A 22,965-nucleotide genomic window follows, 5' to 3' on the forward strand; every position below is an offset into this window, starting at 1 on the left:
TTTCAAAAAAATGTTGTTTACTTAGTATTGAAAAGGTATTTTTGCATCCGCTTTTTAAGCGATGTTCATTAAAAAATATTGGAGAGGTGCCGGAGTGGTAACGGAGCAGATTGCTAATCTGTCGGCGGGTAACTGTCGCCTGGGTTCGAGTCCCAGTCTCTCCGCAAGGCATAAAAATTTTGAAAGACTTGAGCTGTAAATTGCAAAAGAGTTCCAGTACACTGACTGGCCCTTTCGCTTCAGATGTTCTGTGAACATATTGTCAAGCTCAGTCCGGGGTGTAGCGTAGCCCGGTTATCGCGCCTGCTTTGGGAGCAGGAGGTCGCAGGTTCGAATCCTGCCACCCCGACTTAAAAAAACCGTCCTTGAAAAAGGGCGGTTTTTTTGTTTTAAAATCTTTCTGATATCCAAGAATTTTACTTTTCCGACGTAAAGATTAGAATGGACTCATCTGAATTCAATCAATTCTATACCGATTATCTATATTTTGATACCATTTATACATTACTTGGTAAAATTTCCATTTTTAATTTTTTATTTAATTAATAATTCCCCGACTCTTGGAAGATTATCTCAATGTTAAACTAAGTTCAAGTTTAGTCTTGGCGATTGTTCGAATTTGAAAACATCTTATTTTAGAGGTGTATTCTTGATGCCCCACATCAACCATTTTTTTAATTGCCTTAGGTTTTGGTCAATAACCAATCAACTTTTATATGTTGGATAATCGTCTTTTGGTTTTTCAAAACCTTATTTCAAATGAGCTTTTTGAGCTAAAATCAATTTTTTACCATAAATAACATTCTATATCCCACTAATAATTAACCAATCCCTATTATGAAAAAAATTACCCTTCTAATTTCTTTGTTATTTACATCTGTAGTTATATACGCTCAAACACCAATTCTAATAAGTGAATTCGAGCCCAATCCCAACGGCAGTGACCCAGCAACGGCTTCTTTTGAATTAAGTGGGGCTCCGGGTCAAAGTTTCTCAGGTTGGATTTTGAGTGTTGAGGGAGATATTACTTCCGGTCAAACTGTGGATAGGGCGACAGAGGTTTCGGGAACATTTGATTCTAACGGCTTATTGGTTGTTACTATTCCGGATTTAGAAAACCCATCCTTTACGGTAATTTTGACCGCCTCATTCACGGGTTCGCAAGGAAATGTTTTTAGCGAATCGCTAATAGGAGAGGTTTACGATGCAATTGGTATTCCAGATAGTTCGGCAGACGAAGCGAATCTGATAGGAACAACTTTGGGGGGCGCGGATTTTACGTTCACCGGTGATGAACCAAGATTAGTCTTTAGGGATGGTAGTGTGGGTGATTGGTATGCGATTAACGACCCCGATAATGGTCAAGTCTTTGACATCTCCGCTACTGATGTAACCCCTTCAATATTCAACACAGACCCGACTGTGGGTTCGGATACCTTTGGGGCCATAAACCCAGACACAGGGGCAACGCAACCAATATTGATAAGTGAATTCGAGCCCAATCCCAACGGCAGTGACCCAGCAACGGCTTCTTTTGAACTGAGTGGGGCTCCGGGTCAAAGTTTCTCAGGTTGGATTTTGAGTGTTGAGGGAGATATTACTTCCGGTCAAACTGTGGATAGGGCGACAGAGGTTTCGGGAACATTTGATTCTAACGGCTTATTGGTTGTTACTATTCCGGATTTAGAAAACCCATCCTTTACGGTAATTTTGACCGCCTCATTCACGGGTTCGCAAGGAAATGTTTTTAGCGAATCGCTAATAGGAGAGGTTTACGATGCAATTGGTATTCCAGATAGTTCGGCAGACGAAGCGAATCTGATAGGAACAACTTTGGGGGGCGCGGATTTTACGTTCACCGGTGATGAACCAAGATTAGTCTTTAGGGATGGTAGTGTGGGTGATTGGTATGCACTCAACGATCCTGATGGTGGCGCTGTTTTTGATATTACCGGTACTGATGTTACCCCTGCCATATTTAACAATGACCCCACAATTGGATTGGATACGTTCGGTACTATAAATCCGGAGGTTGGGGGAGCAGTGCCAAATGTTATAGGAATAGTGGCCACCAATGCCATAAACCTAGAAGGTGATTCGGGTATGACCCCTTTTACGTTTATCATTACTCGTACTGGTGATACGAGCGGTACAACTTCAGTTGATTATGCAGTTTCCGGTGCTACAGACGCCGCTGATTTTGGTGGAAGCTTACCTTCGGGAACAATCTCTTTCGCAGCTGATGAAACCAGTCAGGTGTTGACCCTGAATATTACAGGAGATTCCGATATTGAAACAGATGAGAATTTTACAGTTACCTTGTCAAACCCAACCGGTGGAGAATCTTTAGATTCGGCCACTGCAGAGGGCACGATTCAAGATGATGATAGCGCAGTTGGAAGTTTTACTTTAATTCACGATATACAGGGTTCGGGAAGTTCTGTTGCCATAACCACAGAGGTTACAGTAGAGGCCATTGTGATTGCTGATTTTAGTTCGAATAACAAACTAGATGGCTTCTTTATTCAAGAAGAGGATACCGATGCTGATGCTGACCCCACCACATCAGAAGGAATTTTTGTGTATTGTGGATCGGACAATTGCGGAAACTTCGCTTCCATCGCAATTGGTGATAAGGTTCAAATAACAGGTACCCCAACTGAATTCAATGATAAAAGTCAACTGCCAATTACAGCTTTAACAGTCATTAGTTCTGGTAATACAATCCCAACCGCTACTGCTGTACAACTGCCTTTGACCAGTGTTGCAGATTTGGAAGCCTATGAGGGGATGTTGGTCACCTTTTCAGGTAATGGTTCGGACCTTACTGTTAATGAACATTTTAATTACGATCGTTTTGGTGAAGTGAGTTTGAGTGCTGGAGGTAATTTGGCAGGAAGGTTTTATCAATTTACACAGTTGAATTTACCCGATGTTACAGGATTTGCTAATTATTTGGACAATGTTGCCAGAAGTAACATCCTTGTTGATGATGGTCAAACAGGCACAAATCCTTTTCCCTTAATCAATGCAAGGGGTGGTAATGATTTAAGCCCAACCAATACCCTTAGAGGTGGAGATACGGTTTCTTCTATCACCGGAGCTTTAGATTTTGCTTTTGGATCTTACAGAATTCAACCAACAGAGCCAATTAATTACGCTGCCGTGAATTCTAGACCAGCAGTCCCTCCTTCTGTTGGAGGCTCTTTAAAGGTAGCCAGTTTGAACGTTCTTAATTTCTTTACAACATTGGATAATGGTTCTAATACTACTGGTCCTGGTGGTGACCAACCTAGAGGAGCTGATAATACTGATGAATATCAGCGACAGTTGGATAAATTGGTGACAACATTGATTACCCTTGATGCTGATATAATAGGATTGGTTGAATTGGAAAATAACACGGCTGCCAATCCCGCAAACGACGGAATTGACCCAGTACTGGAAGCTTTAGTCAATGGAATCAATGCTTCTATTGGTAGTACTACTTATGATTTTATAGACGCGGGCGTTGTTGGGACCGATGTTATTAAAGTAGCCTTCATTTATAACACTACAGAGGTTTCTCCAGCAGGAAACTTCGCAATTTTGGATTCTCAAGCATTTGTAAATCCAAGAGGTTCTGGTGCCAACTTGAATCGTGCTGCATTGGCCCAGACCTTTACTGAAATTTCGACTGGTGGAAGTTTTACAGCAGTGGTAAATCACTTTAAATCAAAAGGTGCTTCAGGTAATCCTTCTGGTTTGGATATTGATCAAAATGACGGCCAAGGCAACTTTAATGATACTAGGACCAAAGCAGCTGAAGCACTGGTTGCTTGGGTACAGACAGATCCAACAGCAAGCGGTGATCCAGATTTTATGATTTTAGGAGATTTAAATGCTTATGCCATGGAGGACCCAATCAAAGCATTAAATAATTTAGGCTACAATAGTCTGGTTTCTCCAAATGGGCAGTCTTATAGCTTTTCATTTAATCAACAATGGGGCACTTTGGATTATATTTTGGCCAATGCCAGTTTGGAAGCGCAGCTAACAGGAGGAGCACATTGGCACATTAATGCAGATGAGCCGGATGCCTTGGATTATGACACCTCTTTCAATAATCCTGCGCTGTATGCAAACGACATATATAGAAATTCAGATCATGATCCTTTATTGGTAGGTTTTAATTTAAGTGATACAACCCCTTCAATTGCCCTTTACATCAATTCTGGTGGTGGCGAGACGGTATTCGAGGGCAAGACCTTCCAGGCGGACACTTATTTCAATGGTGGAGATGCCTATTCCAATGCCCTTGTTCCGGTAGCGGAGCTCCACCAGAGCGAGCGAACCTCAGGCAGCAAGGCCTTTGGCTATGGGATCCCGGTACCTGATGGGGAGTACGATGTATCACTGTACTTCACCGAACTGTTCTGGGGCTCTTTTGGCGGCGGCGTTGGCAGTCGTGTGTTCGATGTGATGCTTGAGGGCGGCACGGTGCTCGACGATTATGACATCATTGCGGAGGTGGGTGCCGGAGTACCGGTAAAGCGCACCTTCCGTGTAACGGTATCGGACGGGGAACTGAACATCGATTTGGACGCCCTTGGCCTTGACGGTCTTGACCAACCGACGCTATCGGGCATCTGCGTAGTGAGCGTTGGCGGTGGAGCGGTGAACACCAAACCCGTGATAACCCTCAACGGAGCAGCAAACATCACCCTTAACGTAGGGGACACCTATATTGAGGAAGGTGCCACAGCCACTGACCCCGAGGAGGGCGACCTACCGGTAGGTTCGATAACGATAGGTGGCGATACTGTGGATACAGGCACCCCTGGCACCTATGTGGTGACCTATAACGTAATGGACAGTGAGGGCCTTGCCGCCGACCAGGTAACAAGGACGGTGAGTGTTGAGACGCTTGACGAACCGAACTTCTCGGTATTCATCAACTCAGGTGGCGGAGAGACGATACTAGGGGGCAAGACCTTTGTGGCGGACACCTATTTCAATGGTGGCAATACGGCAGTGAACAACCTCTTGGCGGTAGCGGAGCTGCACAAGACGGAGCGTACCTCTGGCACGAAGGAGTTTGGCTATGACATTGCGGTACCCAATGCGGAGTACGACGTAACGCTGTACTTCACCGAGATATTCTGGGGCGCCTTCGGTGGCGGTCCTGGCAGCCGTGTGTTCGACGTGATGTTGGAGGGCGGCACGGTACTTGACGATTATGACATCATTGCCGATGTCGGTGCGGGCACAGCGGTATCGAAGACCTTCAGGGTCATGGTCTCCGATGGGCAGTTGGACATCGACCTTGACGCCCTTGGGGCAGATGGGGTGGACCAGCCCACACTATCTGGCATAGCGGTACAGAGCATAGGCGGCACGATAAACAACAAGCCTGTGATAAGCCTTAACGGCCTGGCGAACATCACCCTGACCGAAGGGGACGCCTATACCGAAGAAGGCGCAACGGCGAACGACCCAGAGGATGGCCCAGTAGCGGTGAGCATCGGGGGCGACACTGTGGATACAGGCACACCGGGCACTTATGTGGTGACCTATGACGCCGTCGATAGCCAAGGACTAGCTGCCGACCAAGTGGTCCGAACGGTGACGGTACAAGCTGATGGCCCAACGGACTTCGCCCTTCGCATCAACGCGGGAGGCCCCGAGACCGTATTGGGCGGTGATACCTTTATAGCGGACGCCTTCTTTACGGGCGGTAGCACGGCCAGCAATAGCGGTCTTGCGGTCCCTGAACTGCACCGGACGGAACGTTCCTCACCAACAAAGGAGTTCGGATACGAACTGCCATTGGTGAACGGGCAGTACGAAGTGACGCTTTACTTTACTGAGATATTCTGGGGCCTAGGAACCCGACCAGGGGTAGGAGCCCGAGTGTTCGACGTACAGTTGGAGGGCAGCACGGTATTGGACGACTTTGACATTGTAGCCGACAGTGGTGCCGGGGTAGCGGTGAGCAAGACCTTTACGATAACGGTATTGGACGGACAGTTCGACCTTTACCTGGAGAGCCTAGGTTCTGATGGTGCAAACCAACCGACGCTATCGGGCATAGAGATCGTATCGCTAGGTGGTTCAGGGCCCTCATTGATGGCGAACATCAATGCGATGTCGTTATCACCGAACCCAGCGAACATCACATCAGTGGTCTCCTTCGAGCAACCCGAGCAGATAGAGCTGATACAGGTGTTCGATTTAACGGGTAGGCTGATACAGAGCTTTGATGCGAAGAAGATAAGAAGGGGCGACACCTTTGAGATGGACGTGTACCCGATACCTGCGGGCACCTATATCGTTAGGGCGGAGAGTCCTTCGGGTCTGGAGTACAACAAACAGATGGTGATAAAACGCTAATGACCACACCAAACTGATAACCAAAAGCCGCTCCTAGGAGCGGCTTTTTTGTCTCCAGGTGTTATCCGTCGAAAAACCTGCTTAGTGATTTTGGTTTTCGCTACATTTAGGGTATGTGGTCTTCCAAGTTTCTAAAGAACAGTTTTTTTATCCTTTTTGTTTTGGTTACGGTTTCGTGTGCTGAAAAGAGTGAGACGTCTTTAAACCTTCCTTTAGAAGAAAATACCCATATCGCCCTCATTGGGAACAACTTATGTTCGCGAATGCTAAATTTTGGTCATTTTGAGACCGAGTTGCAACTAAGGAACCCATCAAAGAATCTGTTCATTCGCAATCTCTGTGATGGTGGCAATACGCCAGGATTTCGACCCCACTCTGGTCGATTTTCACCTTGGGCATTTCCTGGTGCTGAGCGATACTACAATGAGCTTGCTAATTATTCAAATAGTCAAGGTCATTTTGAAACCCCTGACCAATGGCTACAGCGCTTAAAGACAGACAAAATAGTAGCCTTTTTCGGGTATAACGAGTCTTTTAAAGGGGAAGACGGCTTGCAAAGTTTTAAAGATGAACTTTCAGATTTTGTAGAACATACCCTAAAACAAAACTATAATGGGGTTTCTCCTCCTGAGCTGATTTTGATTTCTCCTATTGCTTTTCAAGACCTGTCCCATCAATTTGATTTGCCAAACGGTCAAAATGAAAACCAAAACCTGGCATTATTTACCCGAGCCATAAAAGATGTTGCTGAAAAACGTCAAGTAGCTTTTATAGATGTGTTTACTGAAACTAAGAAGTGGTTTGAAACTGGTGAGCAATTGACTATAGATGGATTTCAATTGAACGATAAGGGCTATGAAAAATTTTCAAATTTTCTTGTGGATAAAGTTTTTGGTGGAGAATCGAAAGCCACCAGTTCAAAAAGGCAATTAGTTAAAAAAGCAGTTCTAGAAAAAAATTGGTATTGGCATGATGATTTTAAAAGTCCAAATGGGGTACACGTTTTTGGGCGTCGGTACAATCCGTTCGGACCAGAAAACTATCCTGATGAGATCAAGAAAAAGCGCCAAATGACGGCAATTCGCGATACCTTGATATGGAAAACCCTTCAAGGAGAATCCTTTGATTTGGTCAAGGCGGATGCCAGAACTCATGAACTCCCTCAAGTAGAAACTAATTTCATCACTGGGGATTATGGTAGGGGTGAGGCAAAATACCTTTACGGAGATGAAGCTGTTTCGACTTTAAAAATGGCTAATGGTTATAAAATCGAGTTGTTTGCTTCAGAAAATGAGTTTCCTGATTTAGCAAATCCTTCTCAGTTATCATTTGATAATAAGGGTCGACTATGGGTAGCGGTCATGCCGACTTATCCGCATCATAAACCAGGAGACCCAAAACCAAACGATAAACTATTGATTCTAGAAGACACTGATGGGGATTTTAAAGCTGATAAACAGACGATTTTCGCTGAAGGACTCCATATACCAGCTGGATTCGAGTTGGCTCCGGAGGGAGTTTATATATCCCAGGGTACCAATTTAAAGCTACTCAAGGATACCAATTATGATGATAAAGTTGACGAAATTGAAATCGTTTTGAGTGGTTTTGACGACCATGACACCCATCATGTTATCAGTGCTTTTTGTGCCGACCCATCGGGTGCAATTTACATGGGAGAAGGGGTGTTTTTGCATACTAATGTTGAAACGCCTTATGGCCCTGTGCGAGCGACAAATGGTGGTTTTTACCGATATAGCCCACAACAAAAAAAATTGCAACGAATCGCTCAAGTACCTATTCCAAACCCCTGGGGAATTGCATTTGATCAATGGGGCCAACCTTTCTTTTTAGAGACTTCTGGACCTGAGGTACGTTGGATGCTTCCTGGGAGTATAAAAAATCGATATGGCCAAGCAAATGATTTGGGTCCCAGCATTTTAAGTCAAGAAGATAAGGTACGCCCAACCTCTGGGCTTGAATTCGTATCCAGCCGGCATTTTCCTGATGAGGTGCAAGGCGATTTATTATTGAATAATTCCATTGGTTTTTTAGGCATGCGTCAGCATAAGGTCATTGATGAAGGCAGTGGGTATAAGCTGGAAATGCGTCATGATTTGGTGTCGGGTTCTGATAAAAACTTTAGACCTGTCGATATGGAATTTGCCCCAGATGGGTCGTTGTATATGGTAGATTGGCACAATGTCTTGATTGGGCATATGCAACACAATGCCCGTGATCCTTTACGTGATCATGTTCATGGCCGTATTTATCGCATTACCTATCCAGAACGACCCTTGGTAAAGCCTGCGGAAATTGCTGGGGCTTCAATTGCAACACTGTTCGAAAATTTAAAATTACCGGAATACCGTACGCGCTACCGAACTAGAAGGGAGCTTAGAAGAAGAAATACGGACGAAGTTGTCGCAGCTCTAAAAGACTGGACGGCAGAACTTGACAAAGCCTCAGCTGAATATGAACATCATTTACTTGAAGCCCTATGGGTGAGCTGGGGAGCAAATAGAATTGATGCCAATTTACTCAATCTTTTATTGAAATCGAAAGATCATAAGGTGCGGGCAGCAGCGGTTCAAGTACTAGGCAAGGTTGGACATCAAGTGAAAAATCAATTTGAATTATTGCTGCAAATGACCGAAGATGAGAACCCAAGGGTTCGCATGGAGGTTTTGGTGGCAGCTTCTTGGTTGAAAGAAGAACCTGGATTAAAGATTCTACAAAAGATAGGGCAGCAACCGATGGATGAATGGCTGCAAGTTCCTTATGAACGGGCAATTGCTCATTTAAAAGGTGAAAATTTAAAGCCTAAAACAGAAGAGGTATACACCCATCTAAAAGGCAAGGGGCGAGAAGTTTATTTAAAAGGGAAAGAAATATACGAGCGTGAGGGGTATTGCATCACTTGCCATCAGAAAAACGGGCAAGGCTTAGCCGCAACAGGGCACCCACCATTGCGTCAGTCAAAATGGGTCGTAGAAAATGAAGAAAGGCTTATCAAACTCACACTAAAAGGAATAATAGGGCCCATGGTGGTTCAAAACCTTGAGTATGATGGTCAGGTTCCTATGACACCGTTTGGAGGAATTCTCGATGATGAAGAAATTGCTGCAGTACTTACTTATGTGCGCAATTCATTCAGCAATCGTGCTTCTGCGATTAGTCCCGAAAAAGTAAAAGCAATTCGAGAAGAAATTAAGGACAAGGAAGGATTTTATACCGCTCAGGAATTGTTGAAAGCCCATCCACATAAAATTATTGAAGGCAAGGCCTTGGTAAATTGATAGCTATGAGGCAAATATTAGGTTTATTAGTGATATTGACTTTTATTTTGGCATGTAAACAGAAAGAAAAAAGTGTTGCCAATACTGAAGCCAATAATGAAGAAAAATCAGTTTGGGTTTCGTATGAAGCTGCAAATAATTCGAATGGGAAATCGATTGTTTTGGTCTCCGGTGATGAAGAGTATCGGTCTGAAGAAGCAATGCCACAATTGGCGAAAATATTAAGCCAACATCACGGTTTTGATTGTAAGGTTTTGTTTGCGCAAGACCCCGAAAATCTTGGCGTAATTAATCCGAATTATCGCCATTTTATTCCTGGGTTACACTTGTTGAACAAAGCAGATTTGGTCATTTGGTTTACGCGATTTCGAGAATTACCTCCGATGCAAATGGAGGAAATCGAGAATTATTTAAAATCTGGCAAACCTCTGATAGGCATTCGCACAGCTACGCATGCTTTTAATATTGAAGATAAAAACCATCCCTTTATATATTACAGTTGGAATTATGATGGGGAAAATGAAGAATGGTATCTTGGTTTTGGAAAACGAGTTTTGGGCGAATCCTGGTACACCCATCATGGTGACCATAAACACCAAAGTACAAGAGGTGTTTTTTCTGCTGAGGAAGCTACCCACCCCATTTTAAATGGAATTGATACTGGCGATATTTGGGGGGCGACTGACGTGTATGGTATTCGCACACCTATTTCAAAGAACGCTAAAGTTTTAGTGTATGGTAAATCCATAGATAGAGAGGGGAATTATGATGAGAGTGATTTATTCTATGGTATGCGGCAAACTGATAATCTTGTGGCAACACTATCAGGCCCAAAGGATAAGCCATATAATCCAAATACCAATATGCCTCCAATCGCTTGGTTGAACCAATATCAATTACGAGGTGGAATACAAGGGCAATCTTTCACCTCGACAATAGGTGCGGCTAGTGACTTATTGGATGAGGAAGTGAGGCGATTATTGGTAAATTCAAGTTTCTTTTTATTGGATATGGAAGTGCCTGAATTGGCAAATGTATCTTTGGTGGGAGAATACAATCCCAATCAGTTCGGTTTTCATGACGATGCACATTGGAAAAATTTGAATCTTAGGGTTAATGACTTTATTAAAAAATAGGATAGAGAAGGGCAAACTTTATTTTTTCTAGAACTACAATTTTATATCTTTGCGCCCGCAAAAGGGTCGCGTAGCTCAGCTGGATAGAGCATCTGCCTTCTAAGCAGACGGTCATAGGTTCGAATCCTATCGCGATCACGAATGAATCAACAAAAAGTTGAAAACAAAAGCAAGCAAAACCCAAAGCTTGCTTTTTTGTTTTGCGTGAGGTGAAGTTTTCTTTTGTTGATTCTCAACACGGAGTGTTAATGGATGTTAGCGTTGCTATCAATCCAACTACAGTTTTTAAGCTAGCTTGAGTATTTTGTTTGTGAGAACTTCAACTAAGAGTACTGAAGGATAACGGCAGAACATCAAAAATTCTTTGCCCCCAATAATGTAAAATAGTGGTGTCTACTCTTGGGGTAGTATTTGGAATGATGCCATAGTTTAAATCCTGCCTCGGGATACATTTTTTTATGGTTGTGCGAAAACGAACGTTCTTCGCCATAGGGTTGTGAATCCGGATTTTCATCAAAGTTATGGTCCAATCCGTTGGTTTCAATAGTTGCCAGATAGGTTGGTCCCAAACCGTTCAGGTGACTTAAAAATTTTGCTAAAACTTCTTGCGGAAAATATTCTAGTACCCCACCGACAGTAATGAAAATAGTATTAGTCCCACAATTTTGAGTTATCCATTCAATACCGTCTTCAGCATAAAATTCAAGCTTTTTATTGTGAGCATATTTGGTCTTGTTAATTTCAATTTGTTCCTCACTCAAATCGAGACCAACAAATCGCTGCACCTTTCCAAATTTTGTTGCGCAATACTCGAGTACTTTACCATTGCCTGTTCCAATTTCGACCAGTGTATCAAAATTTTCGGTTTCGGCCTCTAGCTTTTCAGCGAGTTCATCAAATAAAACAGAGTAATGTGGTAGGAAAACATTTTTGAACTGATCCGAAAAAGCCTCAAAATATGCAGCCCCTTTATTTACCCAATAGCGACGTTGTATTTCTGCCATTTCATCATGATTTTCCTTTTTTTCAGCCTTCTTTAAAATGACGAAACGCATAAGTCTTTCAGATCTAGAAAAATCATCATCACCCATTATAGTTAGGCCTTGTTCAATCAAGTTTTCAGCTTTTTGAGGTCTAAGCCAAACCAAAAATGAACCTATGGAAAATTTGATTAAATCTTTCATCCAAGAAAATAATGATAGTTGGTTTTTTTGGTAAGCTAGGTTTTTTATGTCCAATAGCACAAAATCAGCGGGTTAAATTCAACGATTTCTTCGGTGACTTGGTAGATTTTCTGTTTGTGAACTTTTGCTTTGTGTTAATTTTAACTAAAGAACACAAGTAATGAACAAATTCAAATTAAAAAGATTAAATGGATAAGTGAAATAAGGTATAAAGCAGTATTATTTGCTTTTGAAATCCCTGAATCACGCATTCTGTTCTTTTATTGAATGTATAAAACTAGCCACCCCGACCCGATGAGTTCATTTCACAAGAAAATTGTTGATCAATACCAGACCGTCAACTCAAATTTCAAGTCCTATCCGAATAGAACTTTACACGATGCAGTATCTGAAGTTGCAAAATCATTTCCTAAGAATATTGCCCTAGAAGATAGTTTTGGAAGGCTTACCTACCAAGAATTTGATGACTTAACAAATAGACTGGCAAATTGTCTTCGAGACAAGGGAATTGGACCCAATGATTTAATAGCGGTTTCCATTCCACGGTCTACCAATGTGCTGGTCACCTATTTTGCCTTGATGAAATGTGGTGCTGCTTTTGTTCCCTTGGACGCTGCAAATCCAAAAGTGCGCCTTTCTTTTATGTTAGAGGATTCAGAGGCAAAATTTTTAATAACCACTAAAGAACGGAGTGTCGTTTTTCAAACGAAATCCACTAAACTTTATTTAGAGGAAATCTTGGATTCAATAGGTGAATCTTCAAGTAACCCGCCCGAGGTAAAGGTTGATGTTGGGGCATTGGTATATATGATTTATACGTCTGGTTCTACCGGAAAACCTAAAGGAGTCCCCATATCTCATAAGAATTTGGTGAATATTCTACGCAGTATGGTCGAGGCTCCTGGAATACAACCTGAAGACAAAGCATTGGCCCTTAACATCTTCTCTTTTGATATGTGTGGTGTTGAATTATTTGCCCCACTGTTGGCAGGAGCTACGGTGTACATGGCCGATGATGCCACGGTTGCTGACAATAAAAAGCTTTTAGAGGTCATTAAAAACCAAGGCATCAGTTTTATGCAAGCAACGCCAACCCGTTGGCAGCTTATTTTGGACAACGGTTGGAATGAAAAACTTTCGTTAACCGCAATAACGGGTGGTGAACCCATTACCAAAAAGCTGGCTGATACACTTTGTGAAAGATGTGGAGCCGTCTGGAATATGTATGGGCCGACTGAAACTACCATATGGTCTTCTGGTAAAAAGTTAAGCATTGATGACGAAATTATAACCGTTGGCAATTCAATTGCCAATACCCTCATTTACATTACCAACCCTGAAAATGGTGATTTAATGCCAGAAGGAGAGATTGGGGAAATTGTAATTGCTGGTCACGGTACAGCCCGGGGATATTGGAATCGTCCTGAACTCACCAAAGAAAAGTTTGTAAAAAATACTTTCGAACCTGAAAAGGGAGCCGTCCTTTATAAAACAGGCGACTTGGGTAAGCTACTTTCCAATGGAGAAATTCAATGTTTGGGAAGGATTGACCAACAAATTAAACTTAGGGGCCATCGGATTGAACTAGGAGAGATTGAGGCTGTTTTGGATAAGTTTCCAGGTGTAAAAAAGTCAATTGTTGTGTTGAATAACACCTTGACCACGGAACCCCAATTGGTGGCTTATTTGGAGCATGACATGCCAACCGAAGAAACATCTCAGTTTCGTGAGGCAGTGCGCAAAGCGCTTCCGACCTATATGGTTCCTTCATTCTACGTTAGGGTCAATGAATTTCTGAAAACCCCAAGTGGAAAAATAGATAGAAAGCTATTACCCGAGCCAAAATTCGAGCGTCCTGAATATTTAGAACCATTAATCAAGCCTACCAATAAAATAGAAAAGCAAGTATTGGGAATTTGGCTTCAAGTTCTGCCCTTACCAGAAATTGGAATTGACGACAACTTTTTTGAGCTTGGTGGAACATCATTAATGGCACAAAAGACAGTGTTAAAAATCAGGGATGTACTTCAGCATGAAGTGCCCGTAACAAAACTGTTCCAATACCCAACTATTCGTGATTTATCACGATTCATCTCAGGAGGAAATACCGAAGAATCGAAATCTTATTTCAATTCCCAGGAGGAACGCATAGCGTCACATGATGTTGCCATAATCGGTATGGCGGGTCGTTTTCCAGGGGCTGAAAACATTGATGAGTTGTGGGATATTCTTAAAAATGGAAAGGAAACAATTACATTTTTTAGTGAGGCCGAATTGGATAAAAGCATTCCAGAACAACTACGTAAAGACCCCATGTATGTTGCTGCGCGTGGAGTAGTTCCTTCAGCAAAAGAATTTGATGCTGCCTTTTTTGGTTTAAACCCCACCTTGGCTAAAGCTATGGACCCCCAACAACGTCTTTTTCTTGAAATAGCCTGGGAAGTACTTGAAGAAACCGGTCATTTACCAAAACACTATGACGGAACCGTTGGCGTTTATGCTGGCGTCGGGACAAATACGTATTATCGAAACAATGTTTTGCCCAATACCGACCTTTTGGAAAAGGTTGGGTACTTGCAGGCAAATACAGTAAATGAAAAAGACTATATCGCGACTAGAACTGCTTACCATTTAAATTTAAATGGTCCAGCGGTTAGTGTACATTCGGCTTGTTCAACTTCGCTATTGGCCGTTTCCGAGGCAACTCAAGCCATACGAAATGGGCAATGTGATGTTGCTTTGGCAGGTGCTTCAAGTGTTACGGCCCCAATAAATAGTGGTCATTTGTACCAAGAAGGCTCAATGTTGAGCTCTGATGGGCATTGTAGAACCTTTGATGCGGAAGGCAAGGGTACCATGTTCAGTGACGGTGCATGTGTTGTTCTGCTTAAAAATTTAGAAAGTGCGATTGCCGATGGAGATTATATTTATGCCGTTGTCAAAGGTGTAGGGGTCAATAACGATGGGGCTCGAAAAGGAAGTTTTTTAGCGCCCAGTGCAGAATTTCAGGCAGATGCCATAAAGCGTGCACTTACCGATGCGAACGTTTCTCCTTCAACCATAAGCTATATTGAGGCCCATGGCACTGCAACACCTGTAGGTGACCCCATAGAGATGGAAGGCCTAAAAATGGCTTTCGGACCACAGAGTGAAAAAGGATATTGTCGCATAGGTTCCATAAAAAGTAATATGGGGCATTTGACATCCGCCGCCGGAGCAGCTGGTCTTATAAAGGCGGTTTTGGCCATGAAGCACAAACAATTGCCACCTTCTTTGGGATTCAAAGTACCGAATCCCCTAATTGATTTTGAGAATAGCCCTTTTAAGGTAAACGATAGCTTAACAGAATGGCAATCAGATGAACCGCTTAGGGCGGGAATCAGTTCGCTAGGTGTCGGTGGAACCAATGTGCACGTTGTGATTGAATCGTACGAAAATCAGGATGCAGTACCAACTACTGGTAGACCTTTTGAACTACTGCCTTGGTCTGCCAAATCAAAAGCGAGTTTAGAATCGTACGGTGAAAGGTTGAGCGATTATTTTGAAAGAAATTCCAACATATCCGTATCAGATGTTAGTGCATCATTGTTACGAACACGAGAGAACTTTAGACATCGAAAATTTGCTGTTGTTTCAAATGCAGACGATTTTAAGAATGCCCTTGAGAACAATGAAACCAATAAAGTAAAGTCGAATTCCATTCAGACTGTTCCTGATGAAATGGTTTTTCTTTTTCCAGGACAAGGTGCCCAATATCTCGAAATGGGTAAATCATTGTACGACACTGAAGCTGTTTACAAAGATGCTATCGACCAGTGTGCAAAACTTTTAGTAGAAGAAATTGATTGTGATATTCGGTCAATTATCTTCGCCGACAAATCGGATAAAAAAGCCGAAGCCAAACTTAAGGATACCCGTTACACCCAGCCTGCGTTATTTGTAACGGAATATGCGTTGGCCAAACTTTGGATGAGTTGGGGCGTACAACCAACAAAACTTTGCGGTCATAGTATTGGAGAGTTTGTTGCTGCCCATCTATCAGGCGTATTCGAATTAAAAGATGCATTGCACTTAATTTCAGAAAGAGGTCGAATGGTTAGTGAGTTGCCAGGTGGTAGCATGCTATCCGTTCGCGTTTCGCATGAAAAATTGAACGAACTATTGCCAGATACCCTTGATGTTGCCGCCGTAAATTCAGAACGACTTTGTGTGGCCTCGGGCGCGGATGAAGATATTAAGGCTTTTGCCCAAGTTTTAGAAGCACAAGAAATACCGAACACCTTACTTTTTACCAGTCATGCTTTTCATTCACGGATGATGGATCCTGTTCTGGCCGCCTTTAAAAAAGAGGTGGAGCATATTGAATTGAAGGAACCAACAATACCAATTATTTCAACGGTAACAGGTAAAAAACTTAGTTCCGAAGAGGCTACCAGTTCAGATTATTGGTGTGACCACCTAAGGGCAACCGTGAACTTTGCTGCAGCGGCAGCTACTTTATTAGAAGCGGAAACGTCTGTTTTGCTGGAAGTGGGACCTGGTAATACCCTTATTACCCTTGCCAGACAGTCTAAAAAAGGTAGAACAGCAACAACCCTACAAAGTTTACCCAGGCCCAACGGAAAACTTGAAGACCATCAAGTATTATTAATGGCACTCGGAAGCTTATGGGCAAATGGAATTGAACCGAATTGGGATTCCTATTTTAAAGGGCAGACCCGTTTGAAATTAAGGCTACCGTCTTACGCTTTTGACAAAAAACCATGTTGGACTGACCCGGTTGAAACGCAAATCATTCAAAAACCAATACAAACCAATAGTGCCAATCCATTGTCAAATGGAAACTTGACCACTACTCCCAAAAGCAAACCCAAACAAATGAGGGAAACAACGATACTAGAAAATATAGCTGATTTAATTGTTGATGCTTCAGGTATAGAAATTGAGGCTTCCGACAAAGCGCTAAGTTTTGTTGAATTAGGTCTCGACTCGCTTATTTTGACCCAATTTGCCTTGACCTTAAAGCGTGAATTCAAACAACCAATAACCTTCAGGCAGCTTAATGAAGATTTGAATACTCCTAAAGCCTTAGCTAAGCATTTAGATACTGTTTTACCAGCTGACGTAATGGCTCAAGAGCAAGACAATATAATTCCACCAGTATACAATCCATTGCAGACCAATATTCCACAGATGAATATGCCTGCTGGGGACCAAAACACTGCCCTTAATCTTATTGGGCAACAACTTCAGTTATTAGGTCAACAACTGGCTGTTTTGCAGGGCAACGCTTCAACTACCAGTTACGGTACCCCTCAAAATACTTCGGTTCAGCCTGCTGCTCAAATAATACAACCAAAAACCTCTGAAACCAAAGCTGATGAGTTGACAAAAGAGGAGCGAAAACAACATGAAAAACCTTTTGGAGCTTCACCTAAAATCGAAAAGCAGACTAAGGAGGTAGGGGCAAGTCAACGTGCTTTTTTGGATGATTTGATAACACGTTACACAAAAAAGACCAAAACCAGCAAACAGAATACGCAAGATAACAGGGCCCATATGTCCGACCCTCGGGTAGTTTCTGGTTTTAAACCATTGACAAAAGAATTGGTTTATCCCTTGGTAATCAAGAAATCATCGGGCAACCGTATGTGGGATTTAGATAATAACGAATACTTAGATGCCTTAAATGGTTTTGGTTCTTGTTTATTCGGGCATCAACCTGATTTTATAAAAGAGGCACTTAAAAAACAGATAGACCTTGGTTTTGAAGTCGGGCCGCAACATCCGTTGGCCGGGGAGGTTTCACAATTGTTATGTGATTTTACAGGCCATGAAAGGGCAGCCTTATGCAACACAGGTTCTGAGGCAGTATTAGGGGCAATGCGTATTGCCAGAACCATAACTGCACGTTCATTAATTGTCGCCTTTACCGGTTCATATCATGGAATAAATGATGAAGGCCTGGTACGAGGTTCAAAGCGGTTAAAGACATTTCCGGCAGCTGCAGGAATAATGCCTGAAGCGGTCCAGAACATGTTGGTCCTTGATTATGGTACTGAGGAAAGTCTGCGGATAATAAAAGAACGGGCTGATGAGTTAGCAGCTGTTTTGGTTGAACCTGTGCAAAGTCGTAGACCTGAATTTCAACCAGTGGAATTCTTGAAAAAAGTACGCGAGGTGACCCAAAAATCAGGAACTGCCTTAATTTTTGATGAGGTAATTACTGGTTTTAGATGCCATCCAGCGGGCTATCAACATATATCCGGTGTTAAGGCTGATTTGGCCACCTATGGTAAGGTGATTGGTGGTGGTTTATCTGTTGGTGCAATATTAGGTTCTAAGAAATTCATGGATGCCCTTGATGGAGGCTATTGGAAATTTGGAGATGATTCTTTCCCAGAAGTAGGAGTAACTTATTTTGCAGGAACATTTGTGAGACATCCATTGGCCTTGGCGGCTGCCAAAGCTTCTTTATTGCATATGAAGGAAGAAGGACCTCAATTGCAAGAACGTCTCAATACAATGACCGAAGGCCTTGCCAAAGATTTAAATATTGCTTTCATAGAACGGAAACTTCCGATTGAAGTTTGCCATTTTAGTTCGTTATGGCGGATGAAATTCAAAGAAGAGATTCCATATTCAGAATTACTTTTTGTGTTATTAAAGGAAAAAGGCATTCATATCATGGAAGGTTTCCCATGTTTCTTGACAGAAGCGTATACCGAAGCAGATGTGAAAATGCTCTACTATACTATTATCGAAGGTGTTGATGAAATGGTAGCAGCAGGTATATTTCATCCCGATGGGGAATTGATTCAGTGCACTGAAGAACCAGTATTGACAGAAGAACTAAACAAACCACCAGTACCTAATGCCACCCTAAGGATGGATGAGTATGGAAATCCTGCTTGGTTTGTCGCGAAGGATGGTGAAAACGGTGAGTATGTAAAAATTGCACTATGAAATCCACTGAAAAGCAAAATGGGCAAACGGGTAAGGATAAAGAGGTGCGCTACATGAATCCAAAAGGGAGACAACTTGTTCGTGTTATACCGATTACCCAAGAACAACAAGAGATTTGGACCGCTTGTCAATTAGGTGGCGAAGGTGGCAATAAGGCATATAATGAATCCATCTCACTTATTTTTTCAGGCCGGGTCAATCAAATAAACCTGCAAAAGGCTTTACGTGAACTTATTCAAAGACATGAATCTTTACGTTCCGTTTTTAGTGCCGATGGCAGGTTTATGTGTGTCTTAAAAGAAAATGACTTTGATTATGAGTTCCTTGATTTTGAAAAATTACAGGCTTCTGAACAAATAGAAAAGACGCAACAGTATCTAAAACATCATGTAAATCATGTATTTGATTTAATGAAAGGCCCCCTTTTAAAAATGGGGCTATTAAAACTTTCTGACAATAAGTTTCAATTGGTCATAACAGCACACCATATTGTTTGTGACGGTTGGTCTGTTGGTGTTATGTTACGCGAATTAGGAGAATTGTATTCCGCTCGGCAAGAAGAACGATTACCGAGCCTGGAAAAACCTGAAAGTTTTGCGTCATTCTCCGATGAACAACAAAAACTAATGGCGAGACCAGAATACCAGGAAATTGAAAAGTACTGGTTGAATTTGTATAAAAACGATATTCCCGAACTGGATTTGCCGATTGATTTTTCAAGACCTGCCCAGCGAACAACAAAGGGTCAACGAATGGACTTCGTAATGGAGGAATCGTTGGCAACTTCCTTGAAACAACTTGGTACAACATTGGGGTGCAGCTTTGTTACCACACTATTGGCAGTTTTTGAGTTGTATTTATATCAAATGACCGGCCAAGACAAATTGGTGGTTGGACTCCCAGCAGCAGGACAATCTAACAGTGGAAAAAATGAACTTGTAGGCCATTGTGTCAATTTATTGCCACTACGTTCTGAAATTGATGGGCAACTTTCTTTTTCGGCCTATTTGAAAAAGAGGCGAGGTGAACTCTTTGATGCCTATGAGCATCAACAATTAAGCTTTGGTCATCTCCTTAAAAAATTAGGTATTTCAAGAGACCCATCCAGAATACCTCTGGTCCCCGTGATTTTTAATATTGAATTGGGAATGGATGATGGTGTAAATTTCTCTGGATTGGATTTTGAACTCAAAAGTAATCCAAGGGATTTTGAAACCTTTGAACTCTTTTTAAATATCTGGGGTTCTGAAAAGGAATTAATCTTCGAATGGTCGTATCTAACAGAGTTATTTCGTGCGGAGACGATTCGCAAAATGATGGGCAGCCTTGAACAACTGGTTCGAACTTTGGTTGCAAATCCTGAAATCAAAATACATACACTTAATGGTAAACCAAATTTAGATGACTATCGATTTCTAAATGATACCAATACAGAAGTTCCATCATTTGCAGTTCATGAACTTTTGGAACAGCGAGTTCTTGAATTCGCAGACAAAACAGCAATTGGGTTCAATGGTGAAGAATTGACCTATGCGGTTTTAAATAGAAAAGCGAATCAACTGGCCAATTACTTAGTTTCTGAAGGGGTAAAGCCAGGGGATTTTGTTGGACTTTGCGTTTCTCGATCTAATGAAATGTTGATTGCCTTGCTTGCAATTTTAAAAAGCGGTGCTGCTTATTTACCCATGGACCCTTCATACCCAAAAGACCGGTTGGCCTTAATGCTGGATGATTCTGGTACTCAATTCTTGATTGGAAATGATTCTAAGCAACATGCGGGCTTCTCAGGAACCTTTATTGATTTGGAAAAGTCGATTAAGGAAACCGAAAATTTAAGTTCCGCTCTGCCCAATGTAAAAATAGAACTGGATAGTCCGGCATATTTACTATATACTTCGGGATCCACTGGAAGGCCAAAAGGCGTACCTGTTTCCCATCGAAGTTTGGTCAATTTATTAATCAGCATAGGGCAAGAGCCAGGTCTTGACCAAAACGATAGACTATTGGCTATAACCACGATTTCTTTTGATATCGCCAATGTAGAGCTTCTATTGCCATTAATCAAAGGTGCAACCATTGTTATAGCAGATGAAGAAACAGTTTTGGATTCTCGAATTCTACTTCAAAAACTGAAGGACGAAAATATCTCGATTTTACAGGCTACCCCTACAACTTGGCAAATGCTACTGGATGCAAAATGGCAAGAACCATTGGGCATAAAGGCGTTTTGTGGTGGTGAAGCATTGAGCAAGCAGTTAGCACTAAGATTATTGGATCGTTGTGATGAATTATGGAATATGTACGGACCGACCGAAACATGTATTTATTCCATCATAAAAAGAATAGAAAGGGAAGATGATGTTATTGCAATAGGTAAGCCAATAACTAATACAAAAGTTTATCTTTTAGATGAAACGAATAACCCGGTTCAAAAGGGAACAAAAGGTGAAATCGCAATTGCAGGTCAAGGTGTTGCTACAGGCTATTGGAATAGGCCCGAATTGACTTCAGAGAAGTTCATTTCCATTAAAATAGACAACAAGCTAACAAGACTTTATAAAACGGGAGATTTAGGCCTTTTGACCAATAATGAGGAAATACAATGTCTCGGCCGTATTGACAATCAAGTTAAAATTCGGGGCAGGAGAATTGAACTTGGCGAAATTGAACAGGCCATTCTAGTATTTGAAGAAATTAAGTCTGCGGTTGTACTAGCCGAAAATGGAATTTTGAAAGCTTATTTAATTCCTTCTCAAAAACGATTGGTTCCGAATGATTTGATTTCAAGTCTTCGTCAAGCTTTGAATAAGGTATTACCAAAGTTTATGATTCCACAGGAATTTCATTTTCTAGAATCATTTCCAACAACACCAAGTGGAAAAATTGATCGAAAGGCCATTTCTGTAGAGTCAATTAATCCAACTTTAAAGGTTAAGACAGAACCCTTAACCCCAACGCAAGAAATGGTTGCAAAGATTTGGTCAAAAGCGCTATTTAACGACGATTTCGGTATTCATGATGACTTTTTTGAAATCGGAGGTCACTCTTTGGTAGCCATTCAAGTAATGACAAAACTTGAACAAGAAACAGGTCGTAAGCTTTCTTTGAATATGTTGATGGAATATTCAACAATAGAAAAACTATCGAATTTTTTAGATCATAAGGATGAAGGTATTTCTCAAAACGAGGGATTGGTTGCACTGCATGGTCATGGAACTAAAAACCCAATTTATTTGGTACATGGGGTCGGACTTAATGTTCGAAAATTCAACAGCTTCATAGAAAAATTTGATAAAGACCAACCAATTTTTGGTTTGCAAGGTTTAGGCCTGCATGGTAAAGACGAATCTGAATATTCCGTAGAAGAAATTGCCGCACATTACATTGATATTTTAATCAAGAATAATCCAACAGGACCGTATGCCTTATTAGGCCATTCTTTTGGTGGAGTTATCATATATGAAATGGCAATACAGTTAAGCGGTATGGGCAAGAAAATTACAACGCTGGCGATGTTGGATAGTTATGTACACCCAAGTATGTATTACTCCAGTCCATTTAAAAAGAAGTTGGCCAATTTGTCCTATCAAGCTGGCAAAAAACTTTCTGTTATTTTGGAAATCACTAAAGGTTGGAGTGAATTTAAATCGTATCTAAAACGTAAACGAGAGTATGTTATAGAACAGTCTTTTATTGGTAGGAAAAATAGAACCGAAGAGGAACAAGCAGAGTTTGAACGAATCATGCAACTGGATGAAATGAACGAACAAATAATTGACCGTTATCAATTAAAGCCAACCGACTTTAAAATAGACTTGTTCAAAGCACAAGATAAAATGTTCTACATGCATGACCCTATGTATATGGGATGGGACCGCTTATCAAAGGAAAGAGTGAGTGTTTTCAATGTGCCTGGCACCCATTTAAACATGTTCAAACCACCATATGATAAAATTTCTGCCAGTCTAATTCAAGAAGTTATTGACATGAGGGTAAAGGAAGTTTAGC

The 22,965-nt window shown here is 41.7% G+C and carries 6 protein-coding genes and 3 tRNA genes; 8 read left to right on the forward strand and 1 reads right to left on the reverse strand.

The genetic code is table 11. The features are described 5' to 3' along the window. Positions 1-80 precede the first annotated feature (80 nt). The 6 genes from HCU67_RS08425 (at position 81) to HCU67_RS08450 (ending at position 10,945) form a co-directional block, all read left to right on the forward strand. A tRNA-Ser gene (locus HCU67_RS08425) sits at positions 81-164 on the forward strand. 110 nt (positions 165-274) lie between these two features. Further along, positions 275-349, forward strand: a tRNA-Pro gene (locus tag HCU67_RS08430). 488 nt (positions 350-837) lie between these two features. Then, positions 838-6,372, forward strand: a complete 5,535-nt coding sequence (locus HCU67_RS08435) for an ExeM/NucH family extracellular endonuclease (RefSeq protein WP_168552203.1) — start codon at positions 838-840, stop codon at positions 6,370-6,372. Between the two features lie 113 nt (positions 6,373-6,485). Next, entirely contained in the window at positions 6,486-9,671 is a 3,186-nt protein-coding gene (locus HCU67_RS08440) for a PVC-type heme-binding CxxCH protein (protein WP_168552204.1), read from the forward strand. Positions 9,672-9,676: 5 nt separating this feature from the next. Further along, on the forward strand, positions 9,677-10,807 hold the full coding sequence (locus tag HCU67_RS08445; RefSeq protein ID WP_168552205.1) for a type 1 glutamine amidotransferase family protein: 1,131 nt from the start codon (positions 9,677-9,679) through the stop codon (positions 10,805-10,807). Between the two features lie 64 nt (positions 10,808-10,871). Then, positions 10,872-10,945, forward strand: a tRNA-Arg gene (locus HCU67_RS08450). Between the two features lie 215 nt (positions 10,946-11,160). On the opposite strand, the gene HCU67_RS08455 is transcribed toward HCU67_RS08450, so the two are convergent. Next, the gene (locus tag HCU67_RS08455; protein ID WP_168552206.1) at positions 11,161-11,991 is read right to left on the reverse strand and encodes a class I SAM-dependent methyltransferase; all 831 of its coding nucleotides are present in this window, start codon (positions 11,989-11,991) and stop codon (positions 11,161-11,163) included. A gap of 294 nt (positions 11,992-12,285) precedes the next feature. Here HCU67_RS08455 and HCU67_RS08460 point away from each other — a divergent pair, with 294 nt between their 5' ends. Both HCU67_RS08460 and HCU67_RS08465 read left to right on the forward strand, forming a co-directional pair. Then, complete coding sequence (locus HCU67_RS08460) at positions 12,286-18,957, forward strand: polyketide synthase (RefSeq protein WP_168552207.1); 6,672 nt, start codon at positions 12,286-12,288, stop codon at positions 18,955-18,957. After that, a complete protein-coding gene (locus tag HCU67_RS08465; protein WP_168552208.1) occupies positions 18,954-22,964 on the forward strand; it encodes a non-ribosomal peptide synthetase in 4,011 nt (1,336 codons plus the stop codon). The genes HCU67_RS08460 and HCU67_RS08465 overlap by 4 nt, the downstream gene beginning before the upstream one ends. The last annotated feature ends 1 nt before the right edge of the window (position 22,965 follow it).

Origin of the sequence: Croceivirga thetidis (assembly GCF_012272815.1) — a bacterium.
Taxonomy (GTDB): Bacteria; Bacteroidota; Bacteroidia; order Flavobacteriales; family Flavobacteriaceae; genus Croceivirga; species Croceivirga thetidis.